This is a genomic window from Parahaliea maris, assembly GCF_008064665.1.
Classification (GTDB): domain Bacteria; phylum Pseudomonadota; class Gammaproteobacteria; order Pseudomonadales; family Halieaceae; genus Parahaliea; species Parahaliea maris.
Genome location: NZ_VRZA01000008.1, coordinates 79,593 through 99,625 on the forward strand (window position 1 = coordinate 79,593; position 20,033 = coordinate 99,625).

Consider the following 20,033-nt stretch of genomic DNA (forward strand, 5'->3'; position numbering starts at 1 on the left):
GGAACAGTTGCGGGCCGGGGTTTTTGTCAGGCCGGGCCCATGCGATCGATCTGGGCCTCTATGACCGTGAGCGCAGAGGTGAGGCCGCCCTCTCGCGGGCTGGCTTTACAGCCGCCGTCCCGCAGGTAGCGCAGGGAAACCGGACGTGTGCTACTGAATGCCGACAGGCTGGCGTGAAGCATCAGGGCCTCGAGATGAGCCGCCTCATCCGGGGACGCCTTGCCCTCGATACAAGCGATCAATTGCGCGGTAATTTCTACACCGGGTTGCCACAGATCCTTGTAGAGCACCTCAAACGCGGGGCCCTGTTCGGTCATCTCCCGCAATACAAAACCGGTACGCAGATCGGCATCGGCATCGTCATTGGAAATGGCGCTCACCCGGCGCATCACTTCTTTCAGGTAGCTGCGCGCCTGGGCGGGCGAGAGCCCCCCCTCCAGCGCCGCAGCGACTTCATCGATATAGTTACCCAGGCCCTCTTCGTAGCGCGCCACGATTTCATGGGCGCAGGCCATGTACAGGCCTTCCTTGTTTTCGAAGTAATACTTGATGGCGGGCAGTGAAACGCCCGCAGCTTCCGCGATACGGCGGGTGGTCGCGAGCGCAAAGCCGTCGCGGCCGAAGATACGCAGCGCCGCCTGCAATATCCTCGCTTGCGCTTCCTGTCCGCGCACCTGGGGTGGGCTCGTCAGTGATGCTTGTGAGGGCATGTCCTCTCTCCTGAGTTCTTTTTTACCGAGCTCTTGTTATCGGTGCTCTTGTCTACCAAACAGAAGCTCGCGGCAAACTATATCGCTTGATATAAATCTTAACTATATCAAGTGATATCAATCAAGCGCCGAAGCAAAAAAATCCCGCCTGCATCAGCCGGCGGGAACAACCTGAGGGCACTGTCTGGCTCAGGGCATGAACGGGCCTGGGGGGCGCAACCCCCCCGGTGTGCCCTCGACATGGGCGGCGGCAAAGGCCAGCGCCCAGTCGGTGCTGGCGATGACCTCACCCAGCACCAACGCCAGGGCGGGCAACACCAGGGTCCACCACCAGGCGGGATGTACTTTGCCGTGCCATAGCTTGTCGGCCAACATCCCGATCAGCGGGAATACCATGGCCGCGATGAATATGATGATGAAGGTATAGGGTACGGTGAGGGGCAGCGGCAGCAGCCGCGCCAGCCCCGGAGCGGCCACGCAGGCCATGGCGCCAAACAGCAAGCGGCGATGCCAGTCGGTCTGGCCACGGCGCATGACACCCCAGCCCGCCAGGATGGCGAACGCCAGAATATGAAAGATGTTCACGAACAGAAATTCCGCCTGGCCGAAAAAAGGCGGGCCGCCCAGCACCCTGAGAGTCACCAGGGTCAGCCATATGGCCAGTACCAACATCACGGGAATCAGCAGCGCGGTGAGCTTCCCCAGGCGCCGGTGCAGCTGGATCTGCTGCCCGTAAATGAGCGAGTTTTGTACGACGTAGAGTAGCGTCCAGCCAAAGAACACCGCCGCGTGGATATGGTAGATGAGCGGCACCGACAGGCTTGAGCGCCCCATCGCGAGGTTCAGCCCGAAGCCCGCAGCAACGGCGATGGCCATGATCCAGGCCATCACCATGAAAAACAGCGCTTCGCGCGGCGCGGTAGCATTCGTCATTGTGGCAGTTCCTCGAAGGTCAGGCCCGCATGACGGCAAAGCCGCGTGAGATAACGCTCATCGAACAGCGTCGCCGGGGTCCAGAACCCACCGCCGCGTCCCGCCTTCCCGGTGTTGTCGGCGTCGCCCTGGACGAGGTCAAAGGCGAGACTGAGGGCCGCCTGGCCCAGCATCTTTGCCGTGGAGCCGTAACCGGGATCCCGGTCGCCCGTGACCTTGACCCGCACACGGTCACCGGATGCGGTTTCTCCTGAAAACCGAAGATCGAAACGACCCGAGCGCTGCGCCTCCTCGTCAGGTCCCTCTCCCGGGCTCGGAAACACGAAACGCTCCATCAGCTGCCGCACCGGGCCTATCGCGGCCCCCGCCATCACAGCACCCAGACCGCCAGCGAGCGAGACTGCCCTCAGACGGCCCTGGATTCCGGCGCCCATCAACATCGCCTCGTTGTACGTGAAGTCCTCGCCATAGGCGTTCTCTGCCAATGCATTGGACCGGTGCACAACGCGCTCATTGATCATCGCCATGACAAAGGGGCCAATCCAGGCGTCAAAATCCGCATCGTACTCGGCCGACGTCACGGCGTGCTGCCGGGCGCGAGACGGGGCACCGTCGGGGCAAATCGAGTAAGGGTTCTGCAACTCCTGCCGCAGGGCAGGGTTGGCCGCAGCTTCCTTCATCATATTGAGCAAACTGGCCACCGTGCCACCCGACGCCCCGCCCTTCAGGAACTTCACTCGCATCTTTACCCGACTGGCCGGTTCGCCGAAGTGGCTGACCGCGAGTTGCTGCAGGAAAAACACCCCCATGTCCGAGGGTACCGAGTCGAATCCGCAGCAATGTACGATGCGCGCCCCGGAGGCCTCGGCCATCTCAGCATAGGTGTCGATCATGCGGCGTATCCACTGCACCTCACCGGTCAGGTCACAGTAATCGGTGCCGGTCGCCGCACACTCCCTGACCAGCGGCTCGCCGTAGAGGGCATAAGGGCCGACGGTGGAGACCACGACACGGGTGGCAGAGCACAGCGCCTTCAACTGGTCCTCGTCGGCGGCATCGGCAACGATCAGCGGCAGGCTGCCCCCCTCTCCCCCCAACGACGACCTGAGGGCCAGCAACTTCGCTTCCGAGCGCCCGGCGATCGCCCAGCGAATGCACTCCTCGGACGTCGCGCAATAGTCAACGAGGTAACGGGTCAGAATCTGACCGACGAAGCTGGTGGCTCCGAATACGACGATATCGTAGGGTGAGTTTTGCACGGTTATGCTCCTGGCGGGTTGTCCGACTGATCCCCGGACGGGGTGTGACGGGAATGGAGTCCTAGTCTAGCAGGCCCTGTACCCCAGCCACCGTCCAACGGGCGCCAGCACACGCAGGGCCCCATCCCAGACAAGGGGATGGGGAGCTACCGGCAGCAAACACCAACAGGCCCAGAAGACACGACACCGCAATCGCCAGCTTTTTCATCCATTGCCCCCGGTCGCAAGCGACCTCTCCCTGAGCCATCCACCAGGCTCAGTTCCAGGGCGTGGCCCGGGGTGGGGTCAAGTCGAAACTGGACTTAAGTGTAATCTGCAGCGAGACACGATGACCGTGTCTCGCTGCGGCCGGGAGTGCGCTAGGCGTGGGGCGTGACCAGGTACTTCTCGCCGGTCTTCATGGCGCTGTAATCGAGCACTGCGTCACGCGTCAGCATCTCCTCCAGCGACACCCTGCTCTTGTAGCTGCTGGCGAAGGTGGACGTCAGTCCTTCCAGCACGCGCTTGCGCATGGCAACAACGGTTTCCATGCCCGCGGTTTGCAGGAAGGGGGTGAGCAGCCAGCCGGATACCGTCCAGCCAAAACCGTAGGCCGGGGTGAGAATCGTCGGCCCGAGGTCGAGCCGGCCGTAGATGTACATCTTCTTCGGCTGGTCGGAGCCGTAGCGCGAAAACTCAGACATTTTCCGGACGGCTACCTGCTCCATCGCCTTCAGGCAGGTGTCCACCATCTGGCCGCCGCCAATGGGATCGAACCCGAGGTAGGCGCCGGTCGCATCGATGGCGTCACGCAGTTGTGCCATAAAGTCTGCATCGGAGGAATTAACGATGTGGGCCGCGCCAAGGCCTGAAAGCAGCTCAACATGCTCCGCCTTGCGCACAATATTCACCAGTTCGATCCCGTCCTCCTTGCAGGCTTGCAAAAGCATCTGGCCGAGGTTGGAAGCCGCCGCGGTATGAATGATGGCCTTGTGGCCCTCACGCTTGGCGGTTTCGACGAAACCCAGCACCGTCATGGGGTTGACGAAGGCGGAGGCGCCGGCCTCCGAGGAGATATCACCCAGGGGCAGGCACATGCCCGCGTCGGCAATACAGTACTGCGAGTAGGCGTTCCCGGGCACGCAGGCCACCCGCTGGCCGATCAGCGCCTGCGCGGCTTCGCTTTCGCCAGCGGCGATCACGGTACCCGCGCCTTCATTGCCGACGGGCAAGTTCATCCCGTGGCGCCCCTTCTGGGCGCTGAAGAAAGGCTCGGGCATGGGCGCGACAAACTTGCCGGCGGAATACTCGGCATTTTCAAGGTCTGCCCCGCTGGTCAGGAGGGCGAGATCGGAGGGGTTAATGGGCGCCGCCTCCATTTTCACCAGCACCTGGTTGCCGGTGGGATCGGGGAAGCTCTGTTCTACGATTTCTACGGTGAGCTTGCCGTCCGCAAGGGTGCTGAATAGCTGTTTTCCGGTGGTCATGTCATGTACTCCTTATACCGGGGCACAGGGGCCCCGCTTTATTTGCGGGTGTGGTGCAGGGGTGCTGGCTGTAGCGAGGGCATATATTGTCACTGTTTATGCCAATATGTAAACCGCCGTGAGCGAGTCACGGCGCCGTGGCAAGACGACGGGACGCCACCAGCATCATCCCCGGGCGCCCAACAGGGATTTGAGCAGCCCCGTCACCAGGCAGATACTCGCCTTCTTGCTCAGGTTCTGGTGCTCGCGCAGGCGGTGCCACATCTCGAATGACGCCACGGCATCCACCGCTTCGCGCTGGTCCCTGGGGAGGGATTTCAACTCCGGCAGCCAGTTGTCGAGATCCTTGCGCAGACTTCGCTGATTCCTGGCGTAGTTCCTGCGCAACACTTCGGAGCGCCAGAGTTGGGCCTGGGTGCTGAGTACAACGGTTTTCACACACTCGTACGCGTCGGCATGGCGCTCGACCGCGTGCTCGATCCGCTCCTCCAGCGTGCCATTGCGGTCACCGCCGAGAAAGAGCGCTTCGTAAGAATCCCGTATTTGTGAATCGACACCGGCAAACAGGGCTTCCATGTCCTCGAAACGCCGGAAGAAGGAGCGAATTCCGACTCCAGCGCGCTCGGATATCTGCTGGGCTGTGGGGACCAGAACCCCCTCCTCCATCAGCGCCAACGCAGCATCGATGATCGCTTTGCGACTGCGCTCACTGCGCAACCGCCGGCCATCGACGGCCCCGGCGTTTACGGTGTCAGACATTCTCTTCCAGCAGCTCCGCGAACCAATGTATTGACATTATTTATGTCAGCATTATGCACAGGCGGTAGAGAGATGGCCAGAACCTCAATGGTTCAGCGCAAACTTCAGGTGTACTCAAGGCAGTGATCAGGGTGGGACGCACTGGAAGGAATCCTCCCGATTGGGATCTCCTTCTCCACGATACCTGCTGACGTCCGGGTAAGGGCACAGTCGCCGACGGGTATCCGTCGTGACCGTGCTCCAGGCCGGAATGCGCTCTGGCTCGGAGCCGGACTCGACCCAGTCGACAAGGGGGGACAACATATCGAAACGATCCAGGGCGCGCTCACCGCCGTGACAGTGCCCCATACCCGGTACAAAATACAGTTTTGACCACCGCTTCACTGCTTCGAGTCCGCCATTGTCTTCGGCCATATCCAGGTAGTAGCCCTGAGTATCCTTCGCGGAAAACCAGGGATCACTTACACCATGGAAAAAGAAGAGTTTGTGACCACTGCCTGCGAAAGTCGTCAGGTTTTTCAGGGTTGCATTACCCGGCGCGAGTGGGAAATTTTCTGCGATGTCGATTTCTCTTTGCAGGTCGAAGGGCTGGTCAATCCGGGCCTTGCCCAGGGGACCTGCGACACCCTGTAACAGCCCCGGGATCCCATGCTCCGCTTTGGCGGAGATGCCGGTGTCGTAGTAGAAGCCGGGATAGATATTCTCGCCACTCGCCAGGCGGGGACCGGCAAAAGCCTCACCCAGCGCTTTCACCTGCTGCTGTGACAGGCAACCCTGGCTAGTACCTTCCCCGGTACACTGCAGCACCGCAGGATCGAAATCACAGCCCGCAACATCCATGACAAACCCGTCTTCAAGGCCATCGAGACTGTCGCACTGCTGCAGGAGTGAATCCACAATCAATGCCTGCTGCGCCTCGGAAAATGGCACTCCGCCGTTGGCAGACGAAAGGGCCTGTAGCGTTTTGGCGGACCACAGGTCGGCTATCTCGGAATAATTGGTTCGCCTGGCGGGCGCGCCGACGATAATGCCGTCGAACAGGTCGGGATAGCGTTGCGACATGGTCATGCCCTCGCGTCCCCCGGTAGAGCAGCCCGAAAAATACTGGTGTTTGGGTTCGGCCTCATAGTAGTGCGAAACCATCCGATTCCCCAGCAGCGTGGTTTTGTAAACCGCCTGGGAGTAGAAATTCAACAGCGCCTGCTGATCCTGGAAAAACGTCACATCGAATACGGTATCGCTCTGATGTCCACTGTCGGTGCTCACCACCGCGAATCCTCGAAACAGGGCGGGAACATCTCCCGACGCCAATGCCCCCAGAGGCTCGCGAACAAGCCCGTTCAGGCCGCCGCCGCCCTGGAACAGGAAGCGCCCGTTCCAGTCATCGGGCAGGGAGATGCCGAATCCGATTGCATAGGGCTTTTGCCCGGCTCCTGTGCGCTTTTCAAAGTAACCCCGAATCCTGCAGTAAGGCCTGAAGACTTCCGCAGATACCTGGCCAGCCAACTCCCCGGGCAGATCGCTGACAGCGGTCACATGTACGGCGGTCACGATCTCGAGATCGCTGCCCTCCTCTGCATAATCCACCATGGATTGGCAACGGCCGGCACCAGCGGCTTGCGCCGCTGCCGGCGTCTTTGCGGACACTTCCGTGGACAGGTTGCATCCGGCCAGTGCAATTACCACAGAACATAGCAATAGGAATTGAAACAGTTTCATAACGTGAAAGTACCGGGAGCAGCAAAAACAACTCGGGGCCAGTCAGGCCAACCGGAAAGCCGTTACCGCCCGCAAGCGGTAACAGCCTGGTCAGGTGCGCAACGCTTCCGCGCCTAGAAATCGTAGCTGAAATTTACCCCGTATTCCCGAGGCGCGCCATAGAACTCGACACCGCCACTCGCTATCGACAGATACTGGCCAGAGACATACTCCTTGTCCGTCAGGTTGCGGCCATAGGCCTGCACCCGCCACTTGTCTGTCTGCAGAGTGAGCAGCGCTGACAACAGCCCCCTGGAATCGAGCAGATCAACATCCTGATAGGCCAGGTTGACCCACTGCTCGTCGACATAACCGTAGTTAAGACGCGGGGTCAGGGTGGCGCCATTGAAGACATCGAAGGTGTACTCAACACCGAGTGTATAGGTCAGCTCGGGCGCGTTGAGCATCGAGCCACCGGCGGAATCGACAATGAAGGGCGTGTAATCAAAGCACTGGGGCGGCTGGGCACCATTGCTGCACTGGGGCAAATTCGGGTTGCCGGATTGCCGCTCATCGACAAAAGTGGAAGCGCCAAGCTCGGTGTCTACATAGGCGATCGCCGCGTCAAACAGGAAGCCCCCCAGTTGGGCATCGATGGAGAACTCGGCGCCCATCAGATCGGCATCTGCCACATTCTTGATCCCGGAACCGCCCGAGGTGATATCAATCGTGTCGAACTGGAAGTTTTCGTAGTCGCTGTAGAAAACCGCGAATGCGGTTCTTACGGCGCCATCCAGCAGCGTCGCTTTCCAGCCCAGTTCATAGGAAAGGACTTCCTCGGGCGCGAAATTATCGCTGGGGTTGGGGTTGTTGTAGCCCCCGGGTTTCCAGCCGCGGGCAACCGAGCCGTAGATCAGGTGGTCGCCGCGGGTCCAGTTGACCGACAGCTTGCCCACCAGGTCATCGTCCTCGTAGTCGCCGTTGATCGGAAAGGCGGGGCCTGCGGAAATCGGCCCGAAGTAACCGCCACTGCCCGGCAGGCCACCGGCCTCAAACCAGACTTTACGCAGCCCGAACTCGACCTGCAGATCATCGGTGAAGTTGTAACCCACCTGCCCGAACAGTCCCGTGGTTTCCTTCTCGATGCCGATGAGGATCAGCGGGCCCGGTGTTTGCAAATTCACATCGATCTCGTTGTTCTGGTAGTAGTATCCCGTCACCCACTGCAGATCGCTGTCCGTGGGTGAAACCACCGTGACTTCAAAACTGTCCTGGTCCTCTGCGATGACCTGGGTCTGTCTCAGCGGCAGCGCCGCGGTAGAGTCGTAATCGTAAACAACATCGATCTCCTTCTCCTGCCTGCCCGCCAGGAAATTGACAGCGATGTCATTGTCGAAGGTGTAGGTGACATCCAGCAGCAGGGTGTCGTCACTCTCTTCATGTTTGGGGTCGGCATTGAAGCTGAGATCCCGGACGTCCGCGGTTCTGGCAAAGGCAAAGGACGAGGTATCCATAGGGCGCGTAGGGTAACCACCGGTGTCCTTGTCGGACGACTCGTACTTCAGGTACAGATCCAGTGAGTCGATGGGCCGCCACAGCACCCCGAGCCTGCCACGGAATTCGTCGAGGCTGCCCGCATCCGAGTTCGCCGGTCCGATGTCATCGTAAAAGCTGTCACGGTCGCGCCAGTTGAATGCGGCGCGCACCGCGAGGGTGTCTCCCAGCGAGCCGCCTACTGCACCCTGGGCTTCTGTGGAAGAGTAATTTCCTGCCCCCACCTGGATATAACCGTTGAGGTCGGCGCCGATTTCCGGCCGGCGCGAATTGAGCATCACCGCGCCACCGGTGGAGTTGGCGCCGGAGAACGTGCCCTGCGGACCCCTCAGCACCTGCACGTCGGAGAGGTCATAGAAGCTCAGGGTGTTCACAATCGGCGGCTGGAACAGCCCGTCGATGTACAGCCCGACACCGTTAGTGGCGTTGGGGTCGCCGCTGGCGAGCCCGATACCGCGAATGTTGACGGACTGGGTAATAGCGGCGTCGTTGATGGAGAGGCTGGGCGCTGCGTATTGCAGATCCTCCATTCGCAGAATGGACTTCTTGCGCAACTGGTCAGCGGTCATGGCCGTCATGGCGATGGGAATATCCTGGACATCTCCCGTGCGGCGCTCCGCGGTAACGACCACTTCTTCCAGTAACCCTGTGTCGGGTTCAGCCGCCGCAAACGGGCTGAACTGAAGTACCGCGGCGCTCACCGCAAGGGTCAGCAAAGTGTTTCTGGCTGGCGGGAAAGCAGCAGACTCGTTGTGGATATGCATTATATTTATCTCCTGGACGTAATTTTTTAATGCAGTTATTTAGTTGTTTAACCTTTCGCGTTGCCGCGGTGCCTGGCAGCAAGCCGCTTGCGCTCCTGTCGAGATATCACCCCAGTTCAACGCGACGAACATCACCGACAACAAATATGTAGGCTGCGGCGCCGATCAGGCCCAGCGCGCCGATGTAAACGAGTGCACCGTAAAAGGAACCGGTGGCGCCCACGACCAGGCCGATCACGATGGGCGTGACAATGCCGGCCAGGTTGGCGAAGAAGTTGAAAACACCGCCGGTCAGACCGATTGCGGATTTGGGTGCGACGTCTGAAATGAGTGTCCAGCCGAGATTCACCATGCCCTGGCCGAAGAAGGCCACCGACATGATCAGTATCACCAGCTGGTTGGAATCCACGAAGTTGGCGGCAATGATGGTTGAGGCGAGTAACAGGCCACCGACAATGGGCAGCTTGCGCCCGAGATTGGCAGAACCGGTTTTCTCCACCAGTTTGTCGGAAATAATCCCCCCCAGCACTACGCCGACAGAGGCGGCGATATAGGGCAGTACGGCAAAGGACCCGGACTTCAACCAGTCCATACCGCGCTCGGTCATCAGGTAGGTCGGGAACCAGGTCAGGAAAAATACGAGCGTTGAGTTGCCACAGAACTGACCAATTGAAGCGCCCAGAATCTGGCGTTTGGACAGCAGTTCCAGTACCAGCGACCAAGAGAAGGCCGTCGGCTGACCCTGGTGTTCGAGGCCGCCTCCCGCTGCGATATAGTCCAGCTCGGACTGGTTAACGGACGCGCAGTCGCGCGGATCCCTGTAGATGGCGTACCAACCCAAAGCGAACAACATGCCAATGGCACCAAACAGTACAAAGAGGGTGCGCCAGCCGAATTCACCGACAATCCAGAACAGCAGCGGGCTGAAGAACGCCAAACCGGCATACTGACCCACCGCGTATATGCTGTTGGCCCGGGCGCGTTCAGTCTGGGGAAACCAGGTGCTCAGGACCCGACTGTTGGTGGGAAAGCAAGGTGCTTCCGCAGCCCCCAGTGCCAGGCGGCTGCCAAACAACATCACCACGTTGGCGGCAACACCGTGCAGCAGGGTAAAAAACGACCAGAATCCGAGTGACAGGGTGTAAGTAATACGGGTGCCAAGACGGTCGAGCACCATGCCCCCTGGCACCTGGGCGAAGGCGTAGGTCCAGGAAAATGCAGAAAACAGGAGTCCCATCAGCGCAGGCGAAATGGTGAATTCTTCCGCTACCGCAGGCGCAGCCACACCCATAATGGCTCTGTCGAGATAGTTGAGCACCGTCGCGAGACTGATCAGGCAGAGCACAGTCAATCGTACCCGCGTTCGCTTGGTGCTTGTTATGGTGGCATCCGCCATGGTCATGCTTCGCTCTCCGGCCCCGTTATTCGAATGTATTGAGCGCGTTTGACTGAACGTCGGGGCCAATCTTAGGGAAAAGCGGCGCAGATAAGCCAATACTCATTGATCCAATGCCTATAACATCAGATTATGGAATGTGGCTGCTGGTGGAGTGGATGTTATAGCATTGAGTGACGCCAGCCGGGGCACCACTACGCCAGGGAGCGAATCTCCGACTTGGCCAATTCGTAGAACTTGCGCACGTTGCTCGACATCGAAATACCGTTGTGCCTGAGAAAATGCAGGCGCTGCCGGCTGCCCTTGATCGGTATGGCGCGCAATCCCGGGAAACGATTGGCAATCGCGGTGTATTCAAAGGCGACGGTGATACCCAGCCCCTGCTCCACCATCGCACAGGCGGCATCGGCATAGCGCACCATGACGGACATTTCGGGTGACCGGTCAAGTGCGGCAAATTCCCGCTCGATGTTCTGGCCGATCAACGTTTCCGGAAAGAAGCAGACCATCTCGTGGTCCACCATGTCGGCAAACCTGACCGACGTTTTGTCGGCCAGGGGGTGATCTACGGGAACGACGCACTCCATACCCACGCTGATGGATGGCTCCGCCAGGATCAAGGGGTGATCGGGGTCGTAGAACCCCAGGGCGAAGTCGATTCGCCCCTGGCTCAGGTACTCTGCGATTTCTTCATTCGGCAGTGATTCCAACCGGATCCGGGCGGTGGGCATCTGCTGTTTTACCCGGGCCATAAGCCAGGGAACCACATAATTCGACAGGCTGGGCGTACAGGCGATCTGCAACTGCAGATTGTCGGCCCGGGTAATACGCTGCAAGGTAAAGTCCAGGTCCTCGATACGCTTGTAGATGGGCTCCAGCTCCCGGAACAGCTCCTCCCCTTCCGGCGTCGGTACCAGCCGACCCTTGTGGCGCTCGAACAGCGAAATGCCCAGTTTCTGTTCCGTGTATTTCAAAAGCCGGCTGACACCGGGTTGCGATACGTGGAGTAACTCCGCCGCTCCGCTCACCGTTTTGGCGATCATGATGGCGCGGAATACTTCGAGCTGTCTGAAATTGAGCAACATAGTGTTTACGTCTTGTTAACGGCGTTTTATCGAGCCAGCGTTGCCGGCACGACGCTGCATGGTACCAGTCCGGGCGCCTGCAGGTGAGAAAACCTCGAGGCGCAGGCCCGGCCGATAACTCCGTGTTATAGGTGATAGAACAACGGATATTTTACAAGCCGCCACCCCTCCCCTGTAATAGCTGCCGAGAACAAGACCGATAATCAGGTAGCTCGTGACCAACATTCCACAACCCAGAGAAGCGCTGACAGCGAAGCCAGCAGGGCCGCAAATGAGGCTGGCCCTGCTGGGAGCTGGCATATCCCGTTCCAGCATGCCCCGACTCCAGCATCACCTCGGCAGCCTCGTCGGCGTGGAGATTGACTACGGCCTGATCGACGGCGAGAACTACGGCGAGGCAGATCCCTGCGCGCTAGTCCGACAGTCAATCGAGCAGGGGTATCACGGCCTTAACGTCACCCACCCCTACAAGCAAAAAGTACACAACCTTGTGCGGGAACCGGCTATCGCGGGCCATGATCGCATTGGTTCCTACAATACACTGAAGTTTACCGACCGGGGGATCCTGGGAGCGAACACGGACTACAGCGGCTTTATCCGGGGCTACCGGTTTCGCCGCGGCGAACAGCTGCCGGGGCATGTTGTCATGTGCGGCGCCGGAGGTGTCGGCAGTGCCATTGCCTTCGGTTTGCTCGAGCTCGGCTGCGAGCACCTGAGCATCTACGATCTGCAGCCATCCCAGGCGGACGCGCTCGCCAGCAAACTCAGGCAGTTCGGCGGTTCCGCCGAGGTGCTCGAGCAATCCCGCTTCCCTGACGTCGCCCGAAGTGCGCACGGCCTGGTCAACTGCACAGCCCTCGGCATGCACAGCTATCCCGGCAACGCCTTCCCCTTCAGCGTCATCGGCTCCCAGCAATGGGCATTCGATGCCGTCTATACCCCACTAAAAACTGAATTCCTGATGCAATGCCAGCAAGCGGGACTGCAATGCCTGTCGGGGTTCGACCTGTGGATTTTCCAGGGACTCGACGCCTTCAGTGTCTTCACTGGTGTGGATATCGAGGCAGATGAGACCCTCATTGAAACTGCGCTCAGCTGGCTGGACTGAGCAACAAGCCCATCCCGCCCCGGCAACGCGTGTGCGGAAATCAATTTCGAAGTAGAGGTTCTGAATGAAACGTTCCATCGCCACTGTCTGCCTGTCGGGAGATCTGCGCCAGAAAATCCAGGCTGCCGGCCAGGCGGGTTACGACGGTATCGAAATTTTCGAAAACGACCTGATGCTGTTCAACGAATCACCTTCCGTCGTCCGGCAGATGGCACAAGACAGCGGCCTTGAGATTATCGCCCTGCAGCCGTTCCGCGATTTCGAGTGCATGCCTGCGACCAAAATGCAGAAAAACTTTGATCGCGCGGAACGTAAATTCGACCTGATGGAGGAACTCGGCACCGATACGCTGCTGATCTGCAGCAATGTCTCGCCCCAGTGTGTCGACAACTTCGAACTTGCAGTGGACCAGTTCGGTGAACTCGCGGATCGGGCTGGCCGAAGAACCTTCAAACTCGGATATGAAGCGCTGGCCTGGGGCCGCCATATTCGCGACTATCAGCAAGCCTGGAAACTGGTCCGGCACGTTGACGCCGACAACCTCGGCGTGGTGCTGGACAGCTTTCATATCTTTGCGCGCGGCAGGGACCTGAGCACCCTGCGGGAAATCCCGGGTGATCGCATTGCGCTGATCCAGATTGCGGACGCCCCCTGGCTGAAGATGGATGTACTCCAGTGGAGCCGTCATTTTCGCTGCTTCCCGGGCCAGGGCGACTTCCCGGTTGTCGAGTTCATGGAGTCCGTACTTGAAACCGGTTACAACGGGTACATATCGCACGAAATTTTCAACGACGAGTTTCGCTCATCGCCCTGCAAGCGCACGGCTGTGGATGGCATGCGGTCCCTGCTCTGGCTCGAGGAAGAAGTCGCCAGATCCGTTCCCGACCTGGTCGACACTGAGGCCGAGGCCGTTTCGCACCTGCCGCCCAAGGCCAGCGTCAGGGACTTCGAATTCGTTGAATTTGCAGCACATGGCGACGACAACGCCACCCTGGTCAACCTGATCACCAGCCTCGGGTTCAGGAAAACGCATCATCACCGCTCCAAGGACGTCGACCTTTACCGCCAGGGCGATGCCTGCATCGTCATCAATGAGGAGCCCGACAGCTTCGCACAGAACCACTACCTGGTGCATGGCCTCTCCGTGTGCGCCGTGGCCTATCGCAGCGATGACGCCGACGGCATGGCAGAACGCGCGTCCTGGCTTGGCTACCGAAGCTTTGAAGGCAACGTTGAGAGTGGCGAACTGGATATTCCGGGCATCCGGGGCCTGGGGGATGAACTCGCCTACTTCGTGCAACGGGACGATACCGGGCAACGATTCTATGATGTGGACTTCCAGCCCATAGAGAGCCCTGCTCTTCCCCCAAGCGCACCCGGTACAAACATGCGTATCGATCATATTACCTCCGGCATCTCCGAGTCAGAGTTCCTGTCGATCTCGCTGTTCTACCGCGCGCTGTTCGGCCTGGATATTGCCCAGCCTCAGGACCTCATTGATCCCTATGGCATTGTGGTCAGCAGGACCGCGACCAGCAAGGACCACCGCATAAGACTGCCATTCAATATGTCCAGAAGCTGGGGCGCGTCCACTGAGCGTTTCCGCGAACAGCACAAGGGTTCCGGGGTCCAGCACATCGCGCTGGCCTGCGATGACATCGTCGCCTTCGTCAAGCGCCTGGATCCATCGATCCAGCTACCGATTCCGCAGAACTATTACGATGACCTGGAGGCCCGTTACGACCTGGAACCGGACCTTCTGGACGCGCTGAGAACGCACAACCTGCTGTATGACCAATGCGAAACTGGATTCCTGATCCACTTCTATACCCGGGCCTTCAACGGGCTCTTTTTTGAAGTGCTGCAGCGAACCAGGTATGGCAACTACGGGGAGAATAACGCGCACGTGCGGATGGCGGCCCAGGCGAGGTTGCGGATGATAGAGCCGTCTGTATGACGACTTAGGCAACGATCAGGTCACCGGCGCCGGATTGAACAGCACCAGGTCGTTGTGGATCCGGTGCTTTTCGGCCCAGGTCTTTTCACCACTGGCCACCGAGAGATAGAGCCGGAAAATCTCCCAGCCCAGTTCCTCCAGCGTTACCCCCCCGGACAGAATCCGCCCGGCGTCCACGTCGATCAGGTCCGCCCAGCGCTCCGCTAGTTCACTGCGGGTCGCCACCTTGATCACCGGCGCCATCGCCAGGCCGTAGGGCGTGCCCCTGCCCGTGGTGAAAATGTGCAGGTTCATACCTGCCGCCAGTTGCAGGGTGCCGCAGATGAAGTCGCTGGCGGGCGTGGCGCAGTAGTTCAGGCCCTTCACCCGCACGCGCTCCCCCGGGGGCACCACGCCGGCTATCGGGCTGGAACCGGACTTGGCGATGGACCCCATGGCTTTCTCGACGATGTTGTTCAGCCCGCCCTTCTTGTTGCCGGGCGTGGTATTGGCACTGCGGTCGGCCATGCCGCGGGCGAGATACTGGTCGTACCACGCCATTTCATGCACCAGGGCATCGGCGATTTCGGCGCTGGCCGCCCTGGGCGTCAACAGGTGGATGCCGTCGCGCACCTCGGTATTTTCCGAGAACATCACCGTGGCCCCGGCCCGCACCAGCAGGTCCGCCGCCACCCCGAGGGCCGGATTGGCGGTGATCCCGGAGAAGGCGTCACTGCCGCCGCACTGCATGCCCACCACCAGGTCGGAAGCCGGGCAGGTCTCTCTGCGTCGCTGGTTGAGCTTTTCGAGGCGCCGTTCCAGCAGGCCCATGATGTGCTCCACCATGCCGGAGAAGCCGTTCTCCGAGGACTGCAGGCGGTACAGCCACTCCGCCTCGGACTGGTTGGCGGTCATCGCATCGTTGTCCGGGAACAACTGGCCGGGCTGCAGCTTTTCACAGCCCAGGCCGATCACCAGCGCCTGGCCGCCCAGATTGGGGTTGCGGCTGAGGTTGTAGAGTGTACGAATGGGCACCACCGCATCGGGCGCGTTGATCGCCACGCCACAGCCATAACTGTGAATCAGCGGCACGATATCGTCCACGTTCGGGTATTTGGGCAACAGCGTTTCCCGGGCCAGTTTGACACAGTGCTCCAGCACACCCGCCACACACTGTACCGTGGTACTCACCCCCAGCAGGTTACGGGTACCCACGCTGCCGTCGTCATTGCGATACCCCTGAAAGGTGTATCCCTCCAGGGGCTCAAGACCAGCACCCGCCGTGGCAGCTCCAGGCACCTTGTCCAGGGCCGGCGCGTCCGGCATCCGCAACTGCTGCTCGGTCACCCAGGCGCCCCGGGAGATATCCCGCAGGGCGTAGCCGATGACCTGGCCGTAGCGAATGACCGCTTCACCCGCCGCGATATCGCGGAGCGCGACCTTGTGGCTCTGGGGAATCGCCTCGATCGCTTCGAGGTCATCGGCAAAGCGACTGCCCGCTGCCACGCCCTGGGCATTGATCACGACACCCACGGTGTCCCTCTCATGCAAGCGGATGTAACGCGGTGAATCGGAATGCTGGATCAGGTCCATGGCGGGTTACCTCCTCAATGACTCGCAGCAGGCTAGCTGCCTTTACTGGCGGCAGTGGCACCGGCTGCAACCGGCGGCGCGGGCCGTTCTACGAGTTCCACTCGCTGGATGGTGCCCACGATGACCAGGTAACTGACCACCGCGACCAGGGCGTTGACGCCAACATAGACCAACGCCCACTCGAAGGAGCCGGTGGCACTGATAAGATAACCAATGACGATGGGCGTGGTGATGGAAGCGATATTGCCAAAGGTATTGAAGAGCCCGCCCGACAGGCCGGCGATCTGCTTCGGCGAGGTGTCGGCGACTACAGCCCAGCCCAGGGCGCCCAACCCCTTACCGAAGAAAGACAGGGACATGATGCCAATCACCACCCACTCCGTTTCGGCGTAGTTGCAGGCGATCATGCTGGATGACAGCAGCAGGCCCGTCACGATGGGCAGCTTGCGGGCGAAGGTCAGGGAGTGCCCCCGACGCAACAGCCAGTCCGAAATGATCCCGCCCAGGAGGCCGCCCAGGAAGCCACATATCGCGGGCAGCGAGGCGATAAACCCCGCCTTGAGAATGGTCATGCCACGCTCCTGCACCAGGTAGACCGGGAACCAGGTGAGGAAAAAGTAGGTAATGGAAGTAATGCAGTATTGCCCCAGGTACACCCCGATCAGCATCCGCGAGCGCAACAACTGGGCGACGTAGTGCCACTGCGATCCGCCTTTATCCTCACGCCGGTCCTGATCCATATCCACCAGCGCGCCATTTTTCTGTATGTACTCGATCTCGCCGGAGTTGATGCGCGGGTGTTCACGAGGGTTGTAGATGACCTTCAGCCAGACCAGCGACAGGGCGATTCCCAGAATCCCCATGCTGATGAATACGTGCTCCCAGCCGAAGCTGTAGACAATCCAGCCCATGAGCGGGGCGAACAGGGCCGTGGCAAAGTACTGGGCGGAGTTGAAAATAGCCGCCGCGGTACCCCGCTCCCGGGTGGGAAACCAGGCCGCGACGATACGGCTGTTACCGGGGAACGAAGGCGCCTCCGCGAACCCCACCAGAAAACGCAACAGTAACAGGGCCAGTACGGCACTGGCGGCGGGCAGCGCGCCCACCAGCCCCTGCATCAAAGTGAACAGCGACCAGATAAAAATACTGCAGGCGTAGACCTTCTTGGAGCCAAAGCGGTCGAGTAGCCAGCCGCCGGGAATCTGCCCCAGCACGTAGGCCCAGCCGAAAGCCGAGAAAATGTACCCCAGGGTGACCGAGTCGATGCCCAGATCGCTCTGGATGGCGTCGCCGGCGATCGAGATCGTGGCGCGGTCGGCATAGTTGACCGTGGTCACCACAAACAGGAGGAAAAGGATCAGGTACCTGACCCGGGTGGGTTCCGTCGTTGCCTTCATCGGGGGTAGGTTCTCGCTGTTATCCAGTCATTATTCGAAATTTAGTGCCACCGCTGGCACTCCTACTATATAGCAACCAGCGCCGGCAGAACATCATTGTGTACACCGGATGATTACAGGACCTTGTAAGCGCGAATAATAACGGCCCTGAGGCCCTCCTCCTTCACGCTGGTGATCGTCCCGACAAACCGGTGGTGGTTGAGCCAGTCGTATTTGCCCCGGGGCGCATGGAAGGTAGGGGTTGTGCTCACATAGCGGCCGTCGCTTCCCGAGCGGGAGATACCCCGGTTATCAACCACAATCGTCTGCCCGTCGTCTGTCACGATGGAGTAGATGGCGACGATCTCCTTGGTGCCGTCGGGGCGTAGTGTCTGCCAGTCCGCACCGCCCGCGTTGACCACGCCGCGCATACCCTCACCACGGAAATGTCCGCCCGTAATGGGAACAATCGTCCGGTCGCCATCGTCCGCTGGGCCGACAACGATGTTGTCGGACAGGGTCACGAAAAGCTCGACAACGGGTTGGGCAGAAATTGCAGGCGCAGGGGATGGCCTGCTATCGAACTGTTGCACCGCTTCGTCGAAATCGATGGCGAAAGCGAAGCTGCTGCTCGCCACAAGCAGGTACCCCAGGGCCCTGACCCTGCACAATCGCGCTTTGAAACTAGTACCTTTCGACATATCACTTCTCCCTGTCATAGCTGCCGCTGCAAGCGTACTCCCCGTCACCAGCGGATGCAGGCCTGGCGTAGGAAGGGTAGGAACATACCGGTATCTTTTTGCCGGCCCAGCGACTGCCCGCATCAGTTTCACCCAGCAGATACTCAGGTGGCTGATCCCGCTCAACCCAGGCGGACAACTGGTCGAAGGCATTCAGGCGATGAGGTCCGGGGCCACCCCGGCAGTGCCCCATCCCCGGCACCGGGAACACTCGAACAAAGGTATTGGCCTTGCCGTCGTAGCGGTAGTCGAGTTCATTCCACCACGCTACCGTGTCGTTCACCGAGAACACCGGATCGGACACGCCGTGGGGAACGATCAACTTACCCGCCGCTGAAAAAGCCGAGAGATCAGCGAATCTGACATTCATCTCGGCCCAGGCAGAACGCACGAACGTTTTGTCAGCCGCAAAAATCGCCCTGGCATCACGGGAGAAATCAAAATCCACCTGCCAGTTCAGTTTCGCATCTGCACCCTCCGGCAGGATGGTCGGCGGTACCGAGAAAACCGCGGCGAGCGAAGCCGCACCCAGTGAGATATTGCGCGCAGGCGAGTCCTCGCTACCCAACTTCCAGCGACGCCAACCCGCATCGGCAAACCCTGCATCCCAGGGGAAACTCGTGTACCGGGACGAACCTTCCACAATGGCGACCAGGGCCGTGATCTGCTCACTGGAAATACAATGGGATCCCCCAGCGGATTCGCAGCGCCTGGACTCGAGCGCGCTTAATACGCGTGCTGTCGAACATTTCCCGTACGCACTCAGCAGTCCGTCCTCCGCCCCGTCATCTGCGTCGCAGGCTACCAGTACCGCCTCGGTAACCACAGCCAGCGCGCTGTCAGGGAGGCTCCGGGCAATGGCTGCGGGTGACAGGTCCCTGCCCTGGCTGACCGCGAGTCCGGCAAGCACCTGGGTATCCCATGCCTGGTTTAGCGCCGCCTTTGGCAGCGACATACCCGGGGCAGCGGCGACGATACCGTCAAAGGAATCGGGGTAGAGCTCGGCAAAGGCCAACCCCTCCTGCCCGCCCTTGGAGCAACCGAAAAAATAGTTGTAGTCCACGGGGCGCTGGTAGTACCCCGCCATCAACGCTTGCGCCAGGTCGTAGGTTTTGATCAGCGACCCGTAGGCATAGTTGCGGCGGGTTTCAGGGTGCGTACCAAAAGAGTAGATACCGCCCAGCGCGGATGAATTATTTTGCTCATTACTGTGCCCGGAATCCTGGCTGACCACGGCGAATCCACGATTCAGCGCGACATCTCCCGACCAGCCCACGTCACCGACCGAGGCTCCTACGCGGCCATTACTGCCCCCGCCTCCCATAAACAGGAATCGCCCGTTCCAGGCGTCCGGAAGCCGCAAGCGGAACCGAATCCGGAATTGCTCTCCGGTGGGGGCCGTAAATGCATCCAGGGCGCCGTCGATTTTGCAGTGCGGTACAAGTGCCAGAGCTGCAGGCGCTCCGCCTCGCCCCGAGTACGTTTCATCAGCTTGATAGACTGCGGTCAGGGTCTCCACCCCATAGCGCTCTGCAAACTGATCCACGCTGAACTTGTCGCTACAGAGGGACGCATTGGCGGAAAGAGGGGCAGCGAATGCGCTACCCGCCAGCGGAAGCAGCAGAGAGACTGCATAGAAGATAATCGCTTTCAATG

Annotated in this window: 15 protein-coding genes; 2 read left to right on the forward strand and 13 right to left on the reverse strand. The window is 60.2% G+C overall.

The genetic code is table 11. The features are described 5' to 3' along the window. Positions 1-26: 26 nt before the first annotated feature. The 9 genes from FV139_RS18385 to FV139_RS18425 all read right to left on the reverse strand — a co-directional run bounded on the left by FV139_RS18385 (position 27) and on the right by FV139_RS18425 (position 11,624). Positions 27-710 carry a TetR/AcrR family transcriptional regulator gene (locus FV139_RS18385; RefSeq protein WP_148069946.1) on the reverse strand — a complete coding sequence of 228 codons (684 nt, stop codon included), beginning with the start codon at positions 708-710 and terminating at the stop codon, positions 27-29. A 189-nt stretch (positions 711-899) separates the two neighbouring features. Continuing rightward, positions 900-1,643, reverse strand: coding sequence for a hypothetical protein (locus FV139_RS18390; RefSeq protein WP_148069947.1), 744 nt, complete (start codon positions 1,641-1,643; stop codon positions 900-902). Continuing rightward, on the reverse strand, positions 1,640-2,902 hold the full coding sequence (locus tag FV139_RS18395) for a saccharopine dehydrogenase family protein (RefSeq protein WP_148069948.1): 1,263 nt from the start codon (positions 2,900-2,902) through the stop codon (positions 1,640-1,642). Before FV139_RS18395 ends, FV139_RS18390 begins: the two co-directional genes overlap by 4 nt. A 359-nt stretch (positions 2,903-3,261) precedes the next feature. Next, positions 3,262-4,368 (reverse strand): zinc-binding dehydrogenase, encoded by a 1,107-nt coding sequence (locus FV139_RS18400; RefSeq protein WP_148069949.1) that lies wholly within the window; start codon positions 4,366-4,368, stop codon positions 3,262-3,264. Between the two features lie 165 nt (positions 4,369-4,533). After that, the gene (locus tag FV139_RS18405) at positions 4,534-5,127 is read right to left on the reverse strand and encodes a TetR/AcrR family transcriptional regulator (protein WP_148069950.1); all 594 of its coding nucleotides are present in this window, start codon (positions 5,125-5,127) and stop codon (positions 4,534-4,536) included. Positions 5,128-5,253: 126 nt separating this feature from the next. After that, positions 5,254-6,717 carry a tannase/feruloyl esterase family alpha/beta hydrolase gene (locus FV139_RS18410; protein ID WP_187276630.1) on the reverse strand — a complete coding sequence of 488 codons (1,464 nt, stop codon included), beginning with the start codon at positions 6,715-6,717 and terminating at the stop codon, positions 5,254-5,256. Between the two features lie 242 nt (positions 6,718-6,959). Further along, positions 6,960-9,143 carry a TonB-dependent receptor gene (locus FV139_RS18415; protein ID WP_148069952.1) on the reverse strand — a complete coding sequence of 728 codons (2,184 nt, stop codon included), beginning with the start codon at positions 9,141-9,143 and terminating at the stop codon, positions 6,960-6,962. Positions 9,144-9,249: 106 nt separating this feature from the next. Beyond that, the gene (locus tag FV139_RS18420; RefSeq protein ID WP_148069953.1) at positions 9,250-10,545 is read right to left on the reverse strand and encodes an MFS transporter; all 1,296 of its coding nucleotides are present in this window, start codon (positions 10,543-10,545) and stop codon (positions 9,250-9,252) included. A gap of 188 nt (positions 10,546-10,733) precedes the next feature. Continuing rightward, on the reverse strand, positions 10,734-11,624 hold the full coding sequence (locus FV139_RS18425) for a LysR family transcriptional regulator (RefSeq protein WP_148069954.1): 891 nt from the start codon (positions 11,622-11,624) through the stop codon (positions 10,734-10,736). Between the two features lie 271 nt (positions 11,625-11,895). Here FV139_RS18425 and FV139_RS18430 point away from each other — a divergent pair, with 271 nt between their 5' ends. Then, positions 11,896-12,732 (forward strand): shikimate dehydrogenase family protein, encoded by an 837-nt coding sequence (locus FV139_RS18430; protein ID WP_148069955.1) that lies wholly within the window; start codon positions 11,896-11,898, stop codon positions 12,730-12,732. A 64-nt stretch (positions 12,733-12,796) separates the two neighbouring features. Next, positions 12,797-14,689, forward strand: a complete 1,893-nt coding sequence (locus FV139_RS18435; protein ID WP_148069956.1) for a bifunctional sugar phosphate isomerase/epimerase/4-hydroxyphenylpyruvate dioxygenase family protein — start codon at positions 12,797-12,799, stop codon at positions 14,687-14,689. 15 nt (positions 14,690-14,704) lie between these two features. Here the strand turns inward: FV139_RS18435 and garD are convergent, their stop codons facing one another. The 4 genes from garD to FV139_RS18455 all read right to left on the reverse strand — a co-directional run bounded on the left by garD (position 14,705) and on the right by FV139_RS18455 (position 20,031). Next, on the reverse strand, positions 14,705-16,261 hold the full coding sequence (gene garD / locus FV139_RS18440; RefSeq protein WP_148069957.1) for a galactarate dehydratase: 1,557 nt from the start codon (positions 16,259-16,261) through the stop codon (positions 14,705-14,707). A gap of 32 nt (positions 16,262-16,293) precedes the next feature. Then, complete coding sequence (locus FV139_RS18445) at positions 16,294-17,658, reverse strand: MFS transporter (protein WP_148069958.1); 1,365 nt, start codon at positions 17,656-17,658, stop codon at positions 16,294-16,296. Positions 17,659-17,771: 113 nt separating this feature from the next. Next, complete coding sequence (locus FV139_RS18450) at positions 17,772-18,338, reverse strand: DUF3237 family protein (protein WP_187276631.1); 567 nt, start codon at positions 18,336-18,338, stop codon at positions 17,772-17,774. Position 18,339: 1 nt separating this feature from the next. Continuing rightward, on the reverse strand, positions 18,340-20,031 hold the full coding sequence (locus FV139_RS18455) for a tannase/feruloyl esterase family alpha/beta hydrolase (RefSeq protein WP_187276632.1): 1,692 nt from the start codon (positions 20,029-20,031) through the stop codon (positions 18,340-18,342). Positions 20,032-20,033: the final 2 nt, after the last annotated feature.